We start from the raw sequence: 18894 nt of genomic DNA, 5'->3' as shown, positions 1-18894 counted from the left end.
AGCTACTCGACGCGCCATTGCCCGCCTTCACGGAGGTAGCGAAACGGCGTGCCGTGGCTGTTCTTGAAATAGCTGCCGCACAGTGACTTCGCAATTCCCTGCATCACCGCGTCGTGGCAGACGAACAGGAAATCGTCGTCAGGATGACGGTCGAGCCATGCGGAGACGCAAGCCAGCGACCGTTCCGTCATGGCGTCCCAGTTTTCGCCGTCGGCGGGGAGGATCGAGACGAGGCCCGTCGCCGAGTTGACGCCGTGCTTGATCATGAGGTCGCGGACGGGGAGGCCCTCAAAGCTTCCGAAATCGAACTCGATGATGCCGTCATCGATCGAGAGCGGCACCGAGATGGCGTCTGCGATGATCTCGGCCGTTCGTGCCGCGCGCACCAGCGGGCTCGCGACGATTCGGCTGATGCCGATCCCGCGCAACATGTCCGCGGCCTCGTGCGCCTGCGCAAGGCCGTCCGCGTTCAGCGGGTTGTCGGTTCGTCCCTGAAACAGCCCCTGCCTATTCCAGTCGGTCGCGCCGTGGCGCAGGCCGCAGAACGAGCGCGCCGGTGCCGGCACGCTCACTTGCCCTTGCTCGTGAATTTCTTCACGGCGGCGCGGAAATCCTCCGTATTCATCGCCATGATGATCTTGTGCTCCTCGGCATCGAGCTGCTGCTTCACCGGCGTGGTCGCGGCCTGGTAGACCAGCGACTTGGTGCCGGCGATCGCCGCCGGCGGATTCTGCGCCAGGCGCTCGGCGAGTTTTCGCGTGGCCGCCTTCAACTCCGCGGCGGGGACGACCTTCGCAACCAGGCCCCATTCATAGGCCTGCTGCGCGGTAAAATTGTCCTCCGACAGGAAGATCTGGAGCGCACGTCTCGATCCGACCGTACCGACGATCCCGACCGTCGAGCCGCCGTCCGGCGATACCCCGATCTTGGCATAGGCCGGCGTGAACTTGGCATCCTCCGCGGCGATGCAGAGATCGGTGACGAAGGCGAGGCCCATGCCGGCGCCGGCCGCCGAGCCGTGCACGCTGGACAGCGAGATCTTTGGCATGCGCCGGATGATCTCGATGAAGGCGTGATAATGCTTCAGCAGCTCGCCAACGACCGGCGTGACCGTGCCGGTTTCGGCCGCAGCGCCGATCGTCTGCAGATCGCCGCCGGCCGAGAAGGCGCGGCCTTCTCCTTCGAGCACGACGACCCTGATGTCGTCGGCGCCTTCGAGATAGGCCGCGAGCTGTTCGAGCTTCTGCGCGATTGCAAGGTTGACCGAGTTGAACGCGGCGGGGCGGTTGAGCGTGATGGTTGCGATCGGGCCGTCGATCCGCAGCAGGGCGGGATCGTCGGGTTTGGAGACGGGAGCTGGCATCTGGAATATCCCCGGCATGAGGTCGTTGCTGCAACTAAATCGCAGAAGGTCGGGGGTGACAATCCCCGCATGCCGCTCTTGCGCAGGACGGAATGATGGGCTCAAATGGGCCGCCTTCGTTTAGGAACGGACACGAGCGCCGGCTCCTCCTGGGCAAGCCAAGCCAATATCAGCGAGAGAGGAGACGACATGGGTGACGCTCGTGTCTCCGGAAATGGGCTGTTCCAATGACGGGTGGTCCGGTGATCATTGTCGGAGCCGGCCATGGCGGCTACCAGGTCGCGGCATCCCTGCGCCAGGCGGGCTTTTCCGACCGCGTCTGCCTGATCAACGACGAGGCGCATCTGCCCTATCAGCGGCCGCCGCTGTCCAAGGCCTATATCAAGGGCTCGGCCGGGCCGGAGAGCCTGATGTTCCGGCCGGAGAAATTCTACCAGGATCAGAAGATCGAGCTGATCGCAGGCCGCGCAGTGTCGATCGATCGCGCCGGCCACAAGGTGCATCTCGCATCCGGCGAGACGCTGCCTTACGGCCACCTCGTGCTGGCCACGGGCGCGCGCAACCGGCTGCTTGATTTGCCGAATGCGAATTTGCCCGACGTGAAATACTTACGCATCCTCGACGACAGCGAGGCGCTGCGGAAGATCATGCCGTCGAAGAAGCGCGCGGTGATCATCGGCGCCGGCTTCATCGGCCTGGAATTCGCGGCCACCGCGCGGATCAAGGGGCTCGAGGTCGACGTGCTCGAACTCGCCCCGCGCGTGATGGCGCGCGCGGTGACGGCGGAGGTCTCGGAGTATTTTCAGGCGCGGCATCGCGAGGCCGGCATCCGCATTCACCTCGGTGTGCAGGCAACCTCGATCGAGGCTGAGGGCGGCAAGGTCACCGGCGTTTCCTTGAGCGATGGAAGGCATCTGCCGGCCGACCTCGTCGTGGTCGGTGTCGGCGTGCTGCCGAACATCGAGCTTGCGGCGGAGGCGGGGCTTGCCGTCGCCGCCGGCATCATCGTCGACGAATATCTCTCGACGTCCGATCCTGGCATCTCCGCGATCGGCGACTGCGCGCTGTTCGCCAGTCCGCGCTTCGGCGGATCGCAGCGGCTGGAATCGGTGCAGAACGCCACCGATCACGCCCGCTGCCTCGCGGCGCGGCTGACCGGCGACCGCAAGGCCTACGACAGTCATCCCTGGTTCTGGAGCGACCAGGGCGACGACAAGCTCCAGATGGCGGGGCTGACCACCGGCTACGACCGCGTCGTGCTGCGTGGCGATCCCGAGAAGAAAGCGTTCTCGGCGTTCTGCTACAAGGGCGACAGACTGCTCGGCATCGAGTCGGTCAACCGTGCCGGCGACCACATGTTCGGCCGACGCCTGTTCGGACTGGAGCGCTCGATCACGCCGGAGCAGGCCGCGGACGAAGGCTTCGACCTGAAGAGCGCGCTGGCCTGATCAGCTGGCCTTGACGACCGCGGCGACTTCCGCGGCCGTCGGCATCGACGGCCCGGCGCCCATCCGCTGCACGCTGATCGAGGCGGCCGCGTTGGCGAAGGCGAGCGCGGCACGCAAGGACACGCCCTTCGCCAGCTGCGCCGCGAGCGCGCCGACGAAGCAATCGCCGGCGCCGGTGGTGTCGACCGCTTTCACCACGCGGCCGGGCACCGCGAATTCCTCGCGGCCGGCGAGCGCGAGCACGCCCCGCTTGCCGAGCGTCACGCAGATGATCTGGTCCTCGCGTGCCTGAAGTTGTCGCGCGACGTCGATGATTGTTGCGGCCTCGTCGCCGTCGGAGAGCTCCACGCCTGCGAGGAAGCCGAGCTCGGTCTCGTTCAGCACGAGGATGTCGACGAGCGCCAGCAGCTCGGCGGACATCTTTTGCGCCGGTGCCGGGTTGAGCAGCGTCGTGGCGCCGGCGCTACGGGCGCGCTGGAAGAAGGCGGCAATCGTCGGCAGCGGAATCTCGAACTGGCTGACGGCCACATCGCCCTTCGCCAGCGGAACGTTCGCGACATCGTCGGCGCTGACCAGCGCATTACTGCCGGGGATGACGACGATGGTGTTGTCGGAGGCCGCCACCGTGATGATCGCGGTGCCGCTATGCGTGTCGGCGTCCCGAACAGAGCCGAGCTCGATGCCCTGCGCACCGAGGAACATCCGCAACTCAGCGCCAAATGAATCCTTGCCAAGCCGGCCGATCAGCGTGGTCTTCACGCCGAGTCGCGACGCCGCGACGGCCTGGTTTGCACCTTTGCCGCCAGGAAAATACAGCACCTGCCGGCCGGCGACGGTCTCGCCGACTTTGGGGTGGCGATCGGCGGTCGCCACCACATCCATGTTGATGCTGCCGGCGATAAAGACGCGCCCCATGATATGCCCTTACAAAACCCTAGACCCTGACTTCGAACTCGTGCCTGACTTTGGCGATGTCCACAAGGGTCGGCAGCCCGGCCTCGTTGCCGAGGCGCTGGATCTTGAAGGTCGAGGCGGCGCGGGCAAAATCAAAATGCTCGCGCCAGCTTTTGCCGGGATGGGCGAGGTAGGAATAGACATAGGCGCCGTGGAAGACGTCGCCGGCGCCGTTGGTGTCGATCACGCGCTCGCGCGGGATCGGCATCGCCGGCATGACCTCGACCGCACCCGTTTCATTGTACCAGAGCAGACCCTTCTCACCCATGGTGACGCCGCCGATCTTGCAGCCGCGGCTCTTGAGGTAGTCGAGCATCTTCTCGGGCGTCAGGTCCATCTGCTCGCATAGGCGTTCGGCGACGATGGCGACGTCGATGAATGCGAGCAGCTCATGCGTGTTGGTGCGCAGGCCGCCGCCGTCGAGCGAGGTCAGGATGCCGGCCTCGCGGCAGACTTTTGCATAGTGGATCGCGGCATCGGGCTGATGGCCGTCGATGTGCAGGGCGCGGCAGCCGCCGAGATTGAGCATGGGGAACGGATGGATGTGCTCGTCGTCGCGGCAGCGGACGATGGCGCGCTTGCCGTCCTTGGGCATGATGAAGGACAGCGAGGACTGGTTCACCTTCCGCCCGTGCAGCGAGATCGCGTATTTCGCGCACATGTCCTGGAACATCCGCCCCAGCCAGTCATTGGCCGCCGTGGCGATGAGATCGGGCACGATGCCGAGCTTGGCGCAGCAGAACGCCGCCGTGACCGCGTTGCCGCCGAAGGAGACCGCGTAGTCGGTTGCCACGTGCTTTTCGTCGCCGGTCGGCATGTGGTCGGTGATGAAGACGACGTCGATATAGGTCTGACCGATAAAGAGAGCCTGCATTGGTTGTCCGTGATGCGCTGGGTGGTCCCGGCCGGCGGGCTTACTCTAACACCGGTTCCGCTCTGGGGACGCTGAAATTATTCGCAAATCTGCCGCCCGAGCGCTTGAGGTCGGCATGGGGCCGGAATACGACCATCACCGGTCCATGCCAAGCCCGGACAAACGCCGTCCTTCGGAATATGGTTCCAGGTCGATCAAAGGGGGGAATGATGATCACCGGCCTCGATCACATCGTTGCCCTGGTGAGCGATATCGGTGCGGCCAAGGCGGCGTATCAGACGCTGCTCGGGCGCGCGCCGGCCTGGCAGAATTCCGGCGAGGGCGCCGATCGCGTGCTGTTCACGCTTGCGAACGTGACGATCGAGCTGATGGCGCCGAGCGGCTTTAACGTTGCGGCGGACCGGATCCGCGCGCTGCTCGACGACCGCGAGGGCGTGCTCGCCAGCCTGTGCTTTCGTGTCGCAGACATGGGCAAGATGCACCGGCGGCTGGAGCGGGTGGCCTTGAGGCCTGATCCGGTCGCCGAGGTCGAAAGCAGCGACGTCGCGAGCGGCGCAGTCCTGCACTGGAAACGCACGCGTGCCGCGACCGAATTGACGCGCGGCGTGCGCATGTTCTTCCTCGAGCTCGCCGAGGAGCGGCCGCTGTCGACTGCGACCGACATCGCGCCGATCGATGGGCTCGACCACGTCGTGGTCACCACCGAGGATTCCGACCGCGCCGCTGCGCTCTATGGCGCGCGGCTCGGCCTTGATCTCGCACTGGACCGCTCGCACCAGGATTGGGGCCAGCTGATGTTCTTCCGCTGCGGCGACCTCATCGTCGAAGTGGTGCGCCGCCCCGTGGCGGGCGGGGATTCCGTGCATGACCGTCTCTGGGGCCTGAGCTGGCGGGTCGCCGACATCGACGCCACGCGCGCCCGCCTGCTCGCCGCCGGCCTCGACGTCACCGAGGTGCGCAACGGCCGGAAGCCGGGCACGCGGATCATGACGGTGCGGAATGGGACCTGCGGGATCCAGACGGTGCTGCTGGAGCGCTCGCCGAAGCCGGCGGATTGAGGGGGCGGCCTCCCGTTCGTCATTGCGAGGAGCTCTTGCGACGAAGCAATCCAGGCTGTCTTCGCGGTGGCAGTCTGGATTGCTTCGCTGCGCTCGCAATGACGAAACTATGCGGCGGGCCTCGCGCATGATAAATGCGATCTGGACGATCACCCAGCGGGCACCCGGTTTGGCGAAAGCAACGGCAAAGCGAACTCTGAAATGGCAGCGCGACCCCGAGGGGATGCGGCTGCGCATTCTCGAGGCTGCCAAGCAGGAATTCTCCACCCACGGGCTCGCGGGCGCGCGTGTCGACCGCATCGCGGCGAAGGCCGGCGCCAACAAGCGCATGCTCTACTATCACGTCGGCAACAAGGACGAGCTCTATCTCGCGGTGCTCGAAGGCGCCTATGACAAGATCCGCAGCGAGGAGCGGGGGCTGGATCTCGAGCATCTCGATCCGCCCGAAGCGATCCGGCGCCTGATCGAGTTCACCTGGAACTACTTCCTGCGCAACCCGGAATTCCTGTCGCTGCTCCAGACCGAGAACCTCGCGCGCGCAAAGCACCTCAAGCGCTCGACCAAGGTCAAGTCGATGCACTCGCCCTTCGTCGAGATGATCCGCACCGTGGTGCTGCGCGGCGTCGACAGCGGCGACTTCCAGGTCGCGGTCGATCCGGTGCAGCTCTACATCTCGATCGCGGGGCTCTGCTTCTTCTATCTCTCCAATTCGGCCACGTTGAGCGTGATCTTCGGCCGCGACCTGCTGGACAAGAAAGCCAAGGACGAACGGCTTTCGCACATGGTCGGCCTCGTGCTGGCCGCGCTGACGGGCCGATCGACCGCGCTGTTCGAGATCGCCAAGGCGCCGAAGTCGCGCAGCGCGGTCGCGCAGACGGTTTAGCGGCCTAGTCCGCGCGTTGGCGGACCAATCGTCCGTCGTTTCCTCAATCTCCGCCGTCATTGCCCGCGAAGGCGGGCAATCCAGTATTCCAGAGACGGTTGAGATTGAACCGAGAAGCCGCGGCGTACTGGATTCCCCGCCTTCGCGGGGAATGACACCGAGGGTGAGGCGGTCTCGTGCCCCGGACGTAGCGCAGCAGCACGTCCGGGACACGAGAGGAGGCCAGGAACCGGCACAAAACGTCACAGGGAAAGCTCTGGACAGTATTTATCCAACGAGTTAATTTCTCCCCCGAACGAAGAAGAATGCCGGGAGTGAGACGTGGCTGAGTTGAAGCCGCAAGGTGCGGTATCCAAGATGCTGAATGCGGCCTGGGTCCGGCCGTTTTTGTTCCTGGTTTTCATCGTCGTCGCCTGGGACCTCGCAATCCGGCTGTTCAAAATTCCCGCCTATCAGATCCCGGCGCCGGCCGACGTCGTCGCGGTGCTGCGCACCGAATGGCCGGAACTGCTGCGCCAGTCCTGGCCGACCACCTATGCCACCGTCTGCGGCTTCCTGCTGTCGGCGCTGTTCGGCATTCCCGTCGCGATGCTGATCGCGGGCTCGAAGACGGTGGAGAGCTATGTCTATCCGCTGCTGGTGTTCTCGCAATCCGTGCCGAAGATCGCGATCGCGCCGCTGTTCGTGGTCTGGTTTGGCTTCGGCATCATTCCCAAAGTGATTTCAGCCTTCCTGCTCGGTTTCTTCCCGGTGGTGGTCTCCGCCGTGCAGGGCTTCAAATCGGTCGATCCTGATATGGTCGATCTCGCCCGCGCCATGCAGGGCAGCCGGTTCCGGGTTTTCCTCGCGGTGAACCTGCCGCATGCGCTGCCGGCGATCTTCTCAGGCCTCAAAGTGTCGGTGACGCTTGCCGTGGTCGGCGCCGTCGTCGGCGAGTTCGTCGGCTCCAATTCCGGCATCGGCTACGTGATGCAGCGCTCGATCGGCACGTTCGATCTGCCGACGATGTTCGCGGCGCTGGTGATCCTGGCGCTGCTCGGCGTGATCCTGTTCTGGATCGTGGACCGGATCGAGAAGCTGGTCATTCCCTGGCATGTCAGCCAGCGTGAAGACGTGATTTTCGCCTCGTAACAAAAACTAAGGCAACGAACGGCCATCAACGGCCGACGCAACAAGGGCAAGGGAGAGAAACGATGAAGCGGTGGATAGGAGCTGTCTCGGCTGCGCTGATGGTGTTTGCGGCGATGCCCGCGCAGGCCGCCGACAAGGTCGTGCTGATGCTGAACTGGTACGTCTATGGCGAGCACGCGCCGTTCTATTACGGCAAAGCCAAGGGCATTTACGCGGCCGAAGGCATCGACCTCGAAATCCAGGAAGGCCGCGGCTCGGCTGCGACCACGCAGGCCGTGGCCGCCAAGACCGCCGATTTCGGCTATGTCGACGTCCCCACCATGATGCGCGCCGCGATCAAGGGCGCACCTGTCGTCGCGACCGGCGTGCTGCTCCAGACCAGCCCGATGTCCGCCATGGGCTTTGCCGACAAGAACATCAAGAAGCCGGAGGACATCAAGGGCAAGACGGTGGCGATCACGCCGGCCGATTCCATGACCCAGATCTGGCCGCTGTTCCTGAAGAAGACCGGCCTGAAGGAAAGCGACTTCCAGACCGTTGCCGGCGACGGCCAGACCAAGCTCAACGCCGTCATCAACGGCCAGGCCGATCTGTTGCTCGGCTACGTCATGGACCAGTCGATGAAGATCAAGGACGCCACCGGCAAGGACGTCTATCCGATCAAGTTCGCTGACTACGGCATCAACATGGTCTCCTCGGGCATCATCGCCAACGCCGACTATGTGAAGGCCAATGCCGATCTCGTCCGCCGTTTCATGTCGGCGACGACCAAGGCGGTCGAAGCCGCCGAGAAGGAGCCGAAAGCGGCTGCGCAATCGATCCTCGATGCCAACCCCAAGGGCGGCAAGATCGACACCCTGACGCAGGGCTTTGAGCTGACCATTCCGCTCTACCGGACCGCGGAGACCAAGAGCAAGCGGCCGTTCCAGGTCACCGACCAGAACATGACGGACTCCGTCAATCTGATGGTCGAATATGGCGGACTGGATGCCAAGGCCAAGGAGAACCCGAAGGCCTTCTACACCAACGATTATCTGCCGAAGAGCGGATCGTGAAGCAAGCCGCAGTCGTGAGCGAAATCGTGCAGCACGCCGCGCATCTGAGACTGGTGAGCGACCGGGCTGCCGGCGATGCGTCGGGCATCAAACTGTCCGGCGTGTCGAAAACCTACCGGACGCGCGACGGCGACGTGCCGTCGCTGCGTCCGCTCGACTTCCACATCAATGACGGCGAGTTCTTCGTCGTGGTCGGCCCAAGCGGCTGCGGCAAGTCCACGCTACTCAAGCTGATCTCGGGGTTGCTGCCGCCGACATCAGGCGAGGTCCTGGTCGAGGGTGAGAAGGTGACGAAGCCGCACGGCAATGTCGGCATCGTCTTCCAGAACGCGCTGCTGCTGCCCTGGCGCAACATCCTCGCGAACGTGATGCTGCCGATCGACATGAAGCGGCTGCCGCGACAACACTATCTCGATCGCGCCAAGGCGCTGTTGAAGCTGGTCGGCCTCGAAGGTTTCGAGAAGAAGCTGCCCTGGCAGCTCTCGGGCGGCATGCAGCAGCGCGCCTCGATCTGTCGCGCGTTGGTGCACGATCCCAAGATCATGCTGATGGACGAGCCGTTCGGCGCACTCGACGCGTTGACGCGCGAGCGCATGAATGTCGAGCTGATGCGGATCCAGCGCGAGACTAGGAAGACGGTGCTCCTGATCACGCATTCGATTCCCGAGGCCGTGTTCCTCGCCGACCGCGTGCTGGTCATGACCGAGCGGCCCGGCGCGATCGCGGCGATCTACGACGTGCCGCTGCCGCGCCCGCGCTCGCTCGATGTAATGGCCGATCCTGTCTTCACCGAGCTCGTGCAACGCATCCGCAGGCATTTTTTCTCGCAAGGTTCGCTGGATTAAAGTCATGGCGCCGCGCCTGAAGCTGCGAGACATCGCGTTCTTTGAACGTCCCGTGCATTTTGCGCGGCCGTTCCGCTTTGGCGCGATCACCATCAATGCAACGCCGCAGCTGTTCGTGCGGGTCGAGATCGAGGTCGAGGGCAGCGGGAATGCGGTCGGCGCCAGTGCCGAGCTGCTGGTGCCAAAATGGTTCGACAAGCGGCCGGAGCTGTCGCCGGCGCAGACGGTCGACGGCCTGCGGCGTTCGCTGGAAATTGCGCGGGGCCTTTATCTTGCGCGGACTGGATTCTTGACGGCGTTCGATCTGCATGCCTCGTGCATCGGTGCCCAGGTCGCGACTTGTGCAAAGAAGAATATTCCAGCGCTTGCGGCGGCTTATGGCCCGGCGGAGATCGACAAGGCGATCCTCGACGCACTGCTCCGCGCAGGCGAGACCAACTTTTTCGACGGGATGGCCGGCAACATTGCCGGCATCGATGCACGGCTTTCGCCGGACCTCAAGGAAGCGGACCTCACGGCGTTTCTCGCCGGCCGGAAGCCGCTGCCGCGCGTTGCCATCAGGCACACCGTGGGCCTCGACGATACCGTCGAAGGTGAGGGCGGTGTTGCCGATGCACGCGAGAACGCCGGTGCGTATTACTTCAAGCTGAAACTGTCGGGCGATCCCGCTGCCGATGCAGGACGGCTGGCGCGGATCGGCAAGGAACTCGACACGCTCGGGCGCGACTACAAGGTGACGCTCGACGCGAACGAGCAGTACGCCGATCTTGCCGCACTACAGGCACTGATGGATCGGCTTGATCGTGATTCCGCGCTGCGCCCGATCGCCTCGCGCTTGCTCTATGTCGAACAGCCGATGCCGCGAGACATCACCCGGCAATGCCCGCTCGGCTCGCTCGCCGCGCACGGCTTCATCATCGACGAGGCCGACGATTCCTACGATGCCTTCCCGGCGGCGCGTGCGCGCGGCTATTGCGGCATTTCCTCGAAGTCCTGCAAGGGCCTCTACAAATCCATCGTCAACGCGACGCGCGCGTCGAAATGGAGCGCGGGCGGCGCGCGGTTCTTCGTGACGGGCGAGGACCTGACCTGCCAGGCCGGCCTTGCCGTGCAGCAGGATCTCGCGCTCGGCGCCTTCATCGGCGTCACCCATGCGGAGCGCAACGGCCATCACTATGTCGACGGATTTGGCGAGACGCCGACCGCTGAAGCGCAGGCTTTCGCGCTCGCGCATCCCGATCTCTACGCCGATGCCGGGCAGGGCATCCGCCTCTCCATTCAAAACGGCGATCTCCTGACGGGATCGCTCCATGCAACGGGCTTTGCGACGTCGGTCCATCCGGACTGGTCGGCGCTCCGCCCGCTCGAACAGCCAAAATCACCTTGGGAGTAATTGGCATGACCACCCAACGCCTCGGCCTCATCATGAACGGCGTTACCGGCCGCATGGGTCTCAACCAGCATCTGATCCGCTCGATCGTCGCGATTCGCGAGCAGGGCGGCGTCCGGCTGAAGAACGGCGACCGCGTGATGCCCGATCCGATCCTGGTCGGCCGCAGCGCCGACAAGGTCGAAGCCCTCGCCAAGCGCTACAACATCACGCGCTGGACCACCGATCTCGATGCTGCGCTCGCGGACAAGAACGACACCATGTTCTTCGACGCCGCGACCACGCAGGCGCGGCCCGGTCTGCTGACCCAGGCCATCAACGCCGGCAAGCACGTCTATTGCGAGAAGCCGATCGCGACGAATTTCGAGGAGGCGCTCGAGGTCGTCAAGCTCGCCAACGCAAAGGGCGTCAAGCATGGCACGGTGCAGGACAAGCTGTTCCTGCCGGGCCTGAAGAAGATCGCCTTCCTGCGCGACTCCGGCTTCTTCGGCCGCATCCTCTCGGTGCGCGGCGAATTCGGCTATTGGGTGTTCGAAGGCGGCTGGCAGGAGGCGCAGCGGCCGTCCTGGAACTACCGCGACGAGGACGGCGGCGGCATCATCCTCGACATGGTCTGCCACTGGCGCTACGTGCTCGACAACCTGTTCGGCAACGTCCAGAGCGTGGTCTGCATCGGCAACACCGACATCCCCGAGCGTTTTGACGAGCAGGGCAAGAAGTACAAGGCGACCGCGGATGATTCCGCCTACGCGACCTTCCAGCTCGAGGGCAGCGTCATCGCGCACATCAACATGTCCTGGGTGACGCGCGTCTATCGCGACGACCTCGTCACCTTCCAGGTCGACGGCACACACGGCTCGGCGGTCGCGGGCCTGTCGGATTGCATGATCCAGGCGCGGCAGGCAACGCCCCGGCCGGTGTGGAATCCCGACGAGAAGCGGCTGCACGACTTCTACGGCGACTGGCAGAAGCTGCCTGACAACGTCACCTACGACAACGGCTTCAAGGAGCAGTGGGAGATGTTCATCCGCCACGTCTACGAGGACGCGCCCTACAAGTTCACGCTGCTCGAAGGCGTCAAGGGCGTGCAACTCGCCGAATGCGCGCTGAAGAGCTGGAAGGAGCGGCGCTGGATCGACGTCGCCCCGATCGAGGCCTGAGGTCAGTTGGATAAGCCGCGATGTTTACCAAGCCGTCATTGCGAGCGAAGCGAAGCAATCCAGAGTCCCTCCGCGGCGACGGTCTGGATTGCTTCGTCGCTTCGCTCCTCGCAATGACGGGGAGAGGTCTGAAATCATGAACAAACCCGTCCAACCAATGTCGTCATTGTCGCTCAAGCTCCCGAAAGCGGATCGTTCGATCGAGACCTACCGGCTCGCGGCGTCGCGAACGTTCCCCGCGAAGCTCGAAGGACCTTTGAACCGCATCGCGTTCTCGGCCGTGCACACGGTTGTCGATCCCTTTGCGGACAACGATCCCTGGCTCTCGGCTGCCATCGACTGGGACAAGACCATCGCCTTCCGCGAGCATGTCTGGGACCTCGGCCTCGGCGTCGCCGAAGCCATGGACACCGCGCAGCGTGGGATGGGGCTGGACTGGCCGACCTCGCTGGAGCTGATCACACGTTCGGTCGGTGCCGCCAAGCGGCGCAATGCGCTGGTGTTCTCCGGCGCAGGTACGGATCATCTTGCGGTCGAGGATGCCAAGAGCCTCGACGACGTCATTCGCGCCTATGAGGAGCAGCTCTCGGCCGTCGAGAAGGTCGGCGGCCGCATCATCCTGATGGCGTCGCGTGCTCTCGCAAAACTCGGCCGCAGCGCCGACGATTACGCCAAGGTCTACAACCGCGTGCTGTCGCAGGTCCGCGAGCCCGTGATCATCCACTGGCTCGGCGATATGTTCGATCCCGCTCTGACCGGATATTGGGGCACCAAGGACCTGGACAAGGCGATGGACGTTGCGGTGGCCATCATCAACAACAACGCGGCCAAGGTTGACGGCGTCAAGGTTTCGCTACTCGACAAGCAGCGCGAGATCGACATGCGCAGGCGCCTGGACAAGCGCATCAAGATGTACACCGGCGACGATTTCAACTACGCGGAGCTAATCGCCGGCGACGACCAGGGCTTTTCGCACGCACTGCTCGGCATCTTCGATGCCATCGCGCCGGCTGCCTCTTATGCGTTGTCACGCCTCGCGGCAGGCGACGAGGCCGGCTTCCACGACGTGCTGGGGCCGACCGTGCCGCTGTCGCGTCATATCTTCAAGGCGCCGACGCGCTTCTACAAGACCGGCGTGGTGTTCATGGCCTATCTCAACGGCCACCAGGATCATTTCACCATGGTCGGGGGACAGGAGAGCGCGCGCTCGATGCTGCATCTGGCCGAGCTGTTCCGCCTCGCCGATCAGGCCGGGCTGCTGGCCAACCCCGAACTGGCGACCCGTCGCATGAAAACAGTGCTGGCCTCTCACGGGCTGGACTCCTGATGCGCGATTTTTCGTCCGACCATCGCTGGCTGTCGCTCAACACGGCGACGGTCCGCAAGCAGGGTGACCTCGTCGAGATCATCGACGCCTGTGCGAAGCATGGCATCCGCGCCATCGACCCCTGGCGCGATCAGGTCGCTGCCGTCGGTCTCGACCGCGCCGCACGCGCGGTGCGCGACGCCGGCCTCGAGCTGTCGGGCTATTGCCGCGGCGGCATGTTCACCTCGGACGCATCGCGTCGCGGCGAAGTGCGCGACGACAACCGCCGCTGCGTCGACGAAGCCAAGGCGCTGGGCGCGCCCTGCATCGTTCTCGTCGTCGGCGGTCTGCCGCAATATTCGCGGCCGGGCAGCGAGGCGTCCAAGGACATCGTCGCAGCGCGCGGTCAGGTCGAGGAGGCTCTCGCCGAGATGCTCGACTATGCCAGACAGGCAAAGCTGCCGCTGGCGATCGAGCCCTTGCATCCGGCCTACGCTGCCGACCGCGCCTGCGTGAACACGACGAAACAGGCGCTCGACATCTGCGATCGGCTCGACCCGGGCCGCAGCGGCATGCTTGGCGTCGCGCTCGACGTCTATCACATCTGGTGGGATCCGGAGCTGATGGCCCAGATCGCGCGTGCCGGCAAGGATCGCCTGCTGGCCTTCCATGTCTGCGACTGGCTGGTGCCGACCAGGGACATCCTCAACGACCGCGGCATGATGGGCGACGGCGTGATCGACATCAAATCGGCGCGCGCCGCTGTCGAAGCGCAAGGCTATGCCGGTTATTCGGAGATCGAGATCTTCTCCAACGACTGGTGGAGCAAGCCGATGGACGAGGTGCTGCGCACGTGCATTACGCGGCACAGGACGGTGGTCTAGCTCCCACGCGCGCTGTCCTCACGGGCTTGCGACTTGTTGCCGCGTGTTGAAGCGCGCCTTCCCCTTCACGGCACCGAAGCGGCGGGCTCGCTCAGCGAGCCGGTTGGAGTACCACCAACGAGAGGTGGACAGCCGTCAGCTTTCAGGCAGAATGATATCATCCCGATGCCGCAGCCTCGCCACGGTCTGCGCCAGATCGGATGCGGTAATCAGTGGCATCAACGATCGGCAGGCACGGCGGATGTACCCACGCCTGATGATCTTGAATGGCCCCGGCGCGCAATCGTCGGGGCCATTGTTGTGATCGGCGGGGCAAGGCTAGCGACTTTTGCCGGAGGCCCCGGCGTGTTCCAGCCCCAGGCCCGTTCTATTGCGGCAATAAGGAAAGACCGCCCGAAGGCGGTCTTGCAGTCCAATGTGCCGGGCCAAAATAGTTTCGGGATCAAACCTTGTCCGGCCCGGTCTAATCGCCAGCTAACCACTATCCCGGGAAGGCCGCTGACAATTAAGATTTCAGTCCTGAAATGGAATGCAACAGCGACTTGGGAACCCGTCGTCCGACGCGAGTCTTGTTGCGTGCCTGCGTACAGCGCTGGCCGAAGGGGCTACGGCGCTGAGAACTTCGACTAGCTCTCAGGCTGGAGCTGCTCACGTCGGTGAAAAGTCAGACGATTGCGCTATCATCGATTGACCGTCAAACACCGGACTATCACTCGTCAATTCAATCTGCGAAATTGTGACAACATAAGTGCGCTTGTAAACAAGCTGGCGCGAAGGGAGGTTCGCAGTGGAGGCAGTGGAGAGAGTGCAGCGCTTGCGTGCGATGAGTTCGCTGTGCCGCCAACAGGCCGCGTACAACAGCATGAACAAATGGAAGCTGCTCGCAGAAGCAGAATACTGGGACCACCTGGCCGATCTTGAGTTGTCTGCTCACTCCCAGCAATGCAGCGCCATCAGCTCGGATGAGAAAGAGCGGCCTCAAGCGATCCCAACCGCGACTGACGCTGGACCGAAGACGATTTCCGTCGCGTGAGGTCAAGGCGAGGCGGTTGTTTGCATTCCGTGCCACCGCATTTCTCACAGAGAGAAGCGGCCCGGACACGTATGTTCTGGCCGAACTGTGGAGCAGGGCGATGATGGCACCCCGCGTCGCTCGGCCGCTGCGCACATTGCAACGAGGGAATGCGACGCTGCTGCCGTCACGGGCCTGCGAGCTGTTGCAGCGTGTTGAAGCGCGCCTTCTGCTCGCTGCTCAGCGTGGCATAGAACTCGTCCAGGGCGGGCTCGACCAGCTTGGCGGCCTGAAGCATGGCCTCGAGCCGGTGCTGCATCGCCTCTAGTCGTCCGACCGGCGTCAGCGGTACATCGTTCGGACAGGCCGCCTGTAGGCCCTCAACGCCCTTCGCCGTCGCCTCGCCGAGGCGGTCGAGCGCTTCCTTCTGCTTGCCCGCGGGGTGGAGGACAGCCTCGATCCTCTGGATCGGCAACTGGGTCAGGCCGGACTTCGGATCGCCGCAGCCTTCGGCACTGGCTTCCTGGGCATTGGCTTCCTGCTGCCGAGGCGAGCGGTCGCCGATTTTGGGGCCGAGCGCGTTGAAGCGGGCCTGCTGCTCGTCACTGAGCGAGTTGTAAAAAGTCTCCAGTGCCGGTCGCACGATCTTGACAGCATCCAGTGTCGCGCTGACGCGGTTCATCATCGCCCGCAAGCGGCCAGGCGGCGTCAGTGCATATGTCTCTGCGCAGGAGTCCTTGAAAACACCGGCGGCGTTGGCCGCCGCGGTCTTCAACGCGTCGAGCAGCGCGCGTTGCTCCGCCGTCGGCCGCACTGCCCGCGTGATATCGTCAAGCGGCCAAGCGGTGACGCCCTTGTCCGGTGTGCCGCACAATTGCTGCAGCGTTTGCGGGCTCACGCTGGCGCGCTGGCGCGCGCGGGTGCCGCCGCCGGCTTGCGGATAGTCATTCGGGTTGGTGCTGGCATAGGCGGAATAGGGGCTGTCATCGCCCCAGAACATGGTGTCGACGAAGTCGTCATACGCGTACGCCCAATAGCCGGGCTCGTAGGCATAGGACCAGAACGTGTAGTCAAAAATGTCGGAATAGGCGTAAGGCCAGAACACGGGCCCAAGCCATGCCACGAACACCGCGGGATGGCGGTGTCGCCAGGCCTGCCGGGGAGCCCAGCCGCTGTGGCGGGCGACGAGGGCCGCCTGGGTTTGTCCGGCCGCCCGCTCGCGGAAGTGCGCGGCAAACCGCCCGCGCGCGGCGGCCGCCGCTGCAACTGATGCAGCGGGGGCCTGCAGCCCCAGCCTCTGCTGGCGCGCCAGATCGATTTGCTGCGCCCGTTGCTCGTGCTGCAGCAGACGGTTCTGCGCCTGCAGCGCGCGTTCTTGTGCGCGTTGCGCGCGTGCGCCGTCCGGCTTTTGCGACTGCAACGTCTGCACACGCTGCTGGAGGCGATCGATGCGGGTCTGGCGCTCCGCGGTCTGGCGCGACAGCATCTCGCGCTGTCCCTGCTCGACGTGCTGCTCACGCTGTTGTACGCGCTGCTCGCGCTCCAGCAGCCTATTCTGCGACTGCAGCAATCGCTGCTGCTCGCGTTGCGCTCCCGCGCCTTCCGGCTTTTGCGACTGCAATGTCTGCACACGCTGTTGCAAGCGGTCGATGCGGCCCTGGCGTTCCGAGGCTTGGCGCGACAGCGTCTCGCGCGGCCGTTCCGGCCGCTCGCTCACGGCCGGCGGCGCGCTGGGGTGTGAGGGGGCGGCAATATGCGGCGTCGGCGGCGGTGCCATCGCCGGACGTTGCGGAGCTGCCGGCGCGCGATGGAATTCAGGTCGCGGTGCCGCCACGTGCGGGGCAGCTCGCTGCGGTGGTGCCGCGAAGTGCGGGGCCGGGCGCGGTGGCGGTGAGGCCATGCGAGGCGCCGGACTCGGCGCCATGGCCGGTCGCTGCGGCATGGCCGGAGGATGAAATGCCGGCGCAGCGGGACGCGCCATCGCAGGTGGCGCCGCCGGTCGGGCCATCGCAGGCGGCGCTGCCGGTCGGGCAGCCGCTCCCGGCGGCCCACCCCGACCATGATGGTCCTGGGCGGACGCACCGACGCTCGCCGTGAGCATCGACACACCGACCAAAAACGCCGAAAGGCACACGGCACGCGGAAGCATGATCGCAACTCCACGCTCGTCCCAGTCGCCCGGAACCGTTCAACGCGCAGGTGGCGAAATCGTTCGTTGTTGACTGCCCGCGGCCTTGCGGTCTTCCGACGCAGGCAGAGCTCAGGCGAAATCCTGCGTCAGGGTGGCAGCGATTCTCTCCAAGGCCCAATCAACCTGGTCACTGGTAATCACCAGCGGCGGGGCGAAGCGGATCGTGTGCTCGTGGGTATCCTTGGCGAGGATGCCTTCGGTCTGCAGAGCCTCACAGTAGCGGCGCGCACGGCCGGCTTCAGGGTTGAGCTCGACCGCCAGCATCAGCCCGCGTCCGCGCACGTCGCGCACCGTGTTGGCGCGGATGCTTCTGAGGCCTTTCAGGAAGCGCTCACCTTGCACCGCAGCGTTCTCGATCATCCCTTCCTCGACGAGAACGCGGAGCGCCGCCCGCGCCACCGCGCAGGCGAGCGGATTGCCACCGAATGTTGAGCCATGCTGACCTGGTTTCAGCGTGCCGAGGACCTCGTTGTTGGAAAGCACGGCCGAGACGGGATAGAAACCGCCGGACAAAGCTTTGCCGAGCAGCGTCACATCCGCCTCGATGCCCTCGTGCTGTTCCGCAAGCAGCTTGCCGGTGCGGCCGAGTCCAGTCTGGATCTCGTCGAGGATCAGCATCACGTCGTGCGCCGTGCAGAGCTCGCGCACCCCCGTGAAATAGCCTGCCGGTGGAATGATGACTCCGGCTTCGCCCTGGATGGGTTCGACCAGGAAGGCGACGGTGTTCGGCGTGATTGCGTCTTCCAGCGCGGCGAGATCGCCGAAGGGAATGATTTTGAAGCCCGGCGCAAAGGGGCCGAAATGTTCGCGCGTGGCCGCGTCGGTCGAGAAGCCGACGATGCCGAGGGTGCGTCCATGGAAATTGTTGGCGCAGACGATGATCTCGGCTTGCCCGTCGGGCACCCCCTTCACCTCATAGCCCCATTTGCGCACGGACTTGATCGCGCTCTCAACGGCTTCGGCTCCGCTGTTCATCGGCAGCACCTTGTGAGAGCCGGTGAGTTCCGCGATCTCCTCGTAGAAGGGAGCGAGCTGGTCGTTGTGGAATGCACGCGAGGTCAGGGTCAATCGGCCGGCCTGCTCGACCATGGCGGCCAGGATTTTCGGGTGGCAATGGCCCTGGTTGACCGCCGAATAGGCGGAGAGGCAATCCAGATATCGGTTGCCCTGGGTGTCCCAAACGAAAACGCCTTCGCCGCGCGACAGGACAACGCCAAGCGGCTCGTAATTGCGGGCGCCGAAGCGCGCCTCCCTCGAGATGAAATCAGCGACTGGCGGACTACTCATTCGTCACTCCAGCTCACGTGTCTTACGCATTCTAACAGATAATGCGTCGCTCG

Annotated in this window: 17 protein-coding genes; 11 read left to right on the top strand and 6 right to left on the bottom strand. The window is 64.6% G+C overall.

Going from position 1 to position 18894, the window contains the following annotated elements; all coding sequences use genetic code 11:
* Positions 1-2: 2 nt before the first annotated feature.
* Positions 3-572 (bottom strand): histidine phosphatase family protein, encoded by a 570-nt coding sequence (locus tag AB7G19_RS31580; RefSeq protein WP_085404411.1) that lies wholly within the window; start codon positions 570-572, stop codon positions 3-5.
* On the bottom strand, positions 569-1363 hold the full coding sequence (locus AB7G19_RS31575; RefSeq protein WP_085404549.1) for an enoyl-CoA hydratase/isomerase family protein: 795 nt from the start codon (positions 1361-1363) through the stop codon (positions 569-571). Before AB7G19_RS31575 ends, AB7G19_RS31580 begins: the two co-directional genes overlap by 4 nt.
* Positions 1364-1590: 227 nt before the next feature.
* Here AB7G19_RS31575 and AB7G19_RS31570 point away from each other — a divergent pair, with 227 nt between their 5' ends.
* Positions 1591-2811, top strand: coding sequence for an NAD(P)/FAD-dependent oxidoreductase (locus AB7G19_RS31570; RefSeq protein WP_085404410.1), 1221 nt, complete (start codon positions 1591-1593; stop codon positions 2809-2811).
* Here AB7G19_RS31570 and AB7G19_RS31565 read toward each other — a convergent pair whose 3' ends face one another.
* Both AB7G19_RS31565 and AB7G19_RS31560 read right to left on the bottom strand, forming a co-directional pair.
* Complete coding sequence (locus AB7G19_RS31565) at positions 2812-3726, bottom strand: ribokinase (RefSeq protein WP_135216297.1); 915 nt, start codon at positions 3724-3726, stop codon at positions 2812-2814.
* A gap of 19 nt (positions 3727-3745) precedes the next feature.
* Positions 3746-4639: a sugar kinase gene (locus AB7G19_RS31560; RefSeq protein WP_014496984.1), complete on the bottom strand. Its 894-nt coding sequence runs from the start codon at positions 4637-4639 to the stop codon at positions 3746-3748.
* Positions 4640-4848: 209 nt separating this feature from the next.
* Here AB7G19_RS31560 and AB7G19_RS31555 point away from each other — a divergent pair, with 209 nt between their 5' ends.
* The 10 genes from AB7G19_RS31555 (at position 4849) to AB7G19_RS31510 (ending at position 15384) form a co-directional block, all read left to right on the top strand.
* Positions 4849-5697, top strand: coding sequence for a VOC family protein (locus tag AB7G19_RS31555; RefSeq protein WP_135216305.1), 849 nt, complete (start codon positions 4849-4851; stop codon positions 5695-5697).
* Between the two features lie 127 nt (positions 5698-5824).
* The gene (locus tag AB7G19_RS31550) at positions 5825-6580 is read left to right on the top strand and encodes a TetR/AcrR family transcriptional regulator (RefSeq protein ID WP_193560924.1); all 756 of its coding nucleotides are present in this window, start codon (positions 5825-5827) and stop codon (positions 6578-6580) included.
* Positions 6581-6901: 321 nt separating this feature from the next.
* Positions 6902-7711 (top strand): ABC transporter permease, encoded by an 810-nt coding sequence (locus AB7G19_RS31545; RefSeq protein WP_071915912.1) that lies wholly within the window; start codon positions 6902-6904, stop codon positions 7709-7711.
* Positions 7712-7773: 62 nt separating this feature from the next.
* Entirely contained in the window at positions 7774-8766 is a 993-nt protein-coding gene (locus AB7G19_RS31540; protein ID WP_085404408.1) for an ABC transporter substrate-binding protein, read from the top strand.
* Entirely contained in the window at positions 8763-9611 is an 849-nt protein-coding gene (locus AB7G19_RS31535) for an ABC transporter ATP-binding protein (RefSeq protein WP_085404407.1), read from the top strand. Before AB7G19_RS31540 ends, AB7G19_RS31535 begins: the two co-directional genes overlap by 4 nt.
* Positions 9612-9615: 4 nt before the next feature.
* On the top strand, positions 9616-11004 hold the full coding sequence (locus AB7G19_RS31530) for a hypothetical protein (RefSeq protein WP_085404406.1): 1389 nt from the start codon (positions 9616-9618) through the stop codon (positions 11002-11004).
* A gap of 5 nt (positions 11005-11009) precedes the next feature.
* Positions 11010-12161, top strand: coding sequence for a Gfo/Idh/MocA family protein (locus AB7G19_RS31525; RefSeq protein WP_441268726.1), 1152 nt, complete (start codon positions 11010-11012; stop codon positions 12159-12161).
* Between the two features lie 136 nt (positions 12162-12297).
* Positions 12298-13488 (top strand): dihydrodipicolinate synthase family protein, encoded by a 1191-nt coding sequence (locus AB7G19_RS31520; protein ID WP_085404404.1) that lies wholly within the window; start codon positions 12298-12300, stop codon positions 13486-13488.
* A complete protein-coding gene (locus AB7G19_RS31515; RefSeq protein ID WP_085404403.1) occupies positions 13488-14351 on the top strand; it encodes a sugar phosphate isomerase/epimerase family protein in 864 nt (287 codons plus the stop codon). The genes AB7G19_RS31520 and AB7G19_RS31515 overlap by 1 nt, the downstream gene beginning before the upstream one ends.
* Positions 14352-15138: 787 nt before the next feature.
* Entirely contained in the window at positions 15139-15384 is a 246-nt protein-coding gene (locus AB7G19_RS31510) for a hypothetical protein (protein ID WP_343287559.1), read from the top strand.
* A gap of 166 nt (positions 15385-15550) precedes the next feature.
* Here the strand turns inward: AB7G19_RS31510 and AB7G19_RS31505 are convergent, their stop codons facing one another.
* Together AB7G19_RS31505 and rocD are read right to left on the bottom strand one after the other, a co-directional pair.
* Positions 15551-17080, bottom strand: coding sequence for a Spy/CpxP family protein refolding chaperone (locus AB7G19_RS31505; protein WP_244623357.1), 1530 nt, complete (start codon positions 17078-17080; stop codon positions 15551-15553).
* Positions 17081-17623: 543 nt separating this feature from the next.
* Complete coding sequence (rocD, locus tag AB7G19_RS31500) at positions 17624-18841, bottom strand: ornithine--oxo-acid transaminase (protein ID WP_085404402.1); 1218 nt, start codon at positions 18839-18841, stop codon at positions 17624-17626.
* Positions 18842-18894 lie beyond the last annotated feature (53 nt).

Source organism: Bradyrhizobium sp. 215_C5_N1_1, from assembly GCF_052075935.1.
Taxonomy (GTDB): domain Bacteria; phylum Pseudomonadota; class Alphaproteobacteria; order Rhizobiales; family Xanthobacteraceae; genus Bradyrhizobium; species Bradyrhizobium barranii.
Note: the sequence above shows the minus strand (reverse complement) of the source record. Positions and strands in the feature narration are given on the sequence as shown.

What these genes read in the sequence shown, in the direction of transcription:
- AB7G19_RS31575 (WP_085404549.1), bottom strand. Translation starts at nt 1,363, where the DNA reads ATGCCAGCTCCCGTCTCCAAACCCGACGATCCCGCCCTGCTGCGGATC.
- AB7G19_RS31570 (WP_085404410.1), top strand. Translation starts at nt 1,591, where the DNA reads ATGACGGGTGGTCCGGTGATCATTGTCGGAGCCGGCCATGGCGGCTAC.
- AB7G19_RS31565 (WP_135216297.1), bottom strand. Translation starts at nt 3,726, where the DNA reads ATGGGGCGCGTCTTTATCGCCGGCAGCATCAACATGGATGTGGTGGCG.
- AB7G19_RS31560 (WP_014496984.1), bottom strand. Translation starts at nt 4,639, where the DNA reads ATGCAGGCTCTCTTTATCGGTCAGACCTATATCGACGTCGTCTTCATC.
- AB7G19_RS31555 (WP_135216305.1), top strand. Translation starts at nt 4,849, where the DNA reads ATGATCACCGGCCTCGATCACATCGTTGCCCTGGTGAGCGATATCGGT.
- AB7G19_RS31550 (WP_193560924.1), top strand. Translation starts at nt 5,825, where the DNA reads ATGATAAATGCGATCTGGACGATCACCCAGCGGGCACCCGGTTTGGCG.
- AB7G19_RS31540 (WP_085404408.1), top strand. Translation starts at nt 7,774, where the DNA reads ATGAAGCGGTGGATAGGAGCTGTCTCGGCTGCGCTGATGGTGTTTGCG.
- AB7G19_RS31530 (WP_085404406.1), top strand. Translation starts at nt 9,616, where the DNA reads ATGGCGCCGCGCCTGAAGCTGCGAGACATCGCGTTCTTTGAACGTCCC.
- AB7G19_RS31525 (WP_441268726.1), top strand. Translation starts at nt 11,010, where the DNA reads ATGACCACCCAACGCCTCGGCCTCATCATGAACGGCGTTACCGGCCGC.
- AB7G19_RS31520 (WP_085404404.1), top strand. Translation starts at nt 12,298, where the DNA reads ATGAACAAACCCGTCCAACCAATGTCGTCATTGTCGCTCAAGCTCCCG.
- AB7G19_RS31515 (WP_085404403.1), top strand. Translation starts at nt 13,488, where the DNA reads ATGCGCGATTTTTCGTCCGACCATCGCTGGCTGTCGCTCAACACGGCG.
- rocD (WP_085404402.1), bottom strand. Translation starts at nt 18,841, where the DNA reads ATGAGTAGTCCGCCAGTCGCTGATTTCATCTCGAGGGAGGCGCGCTTC.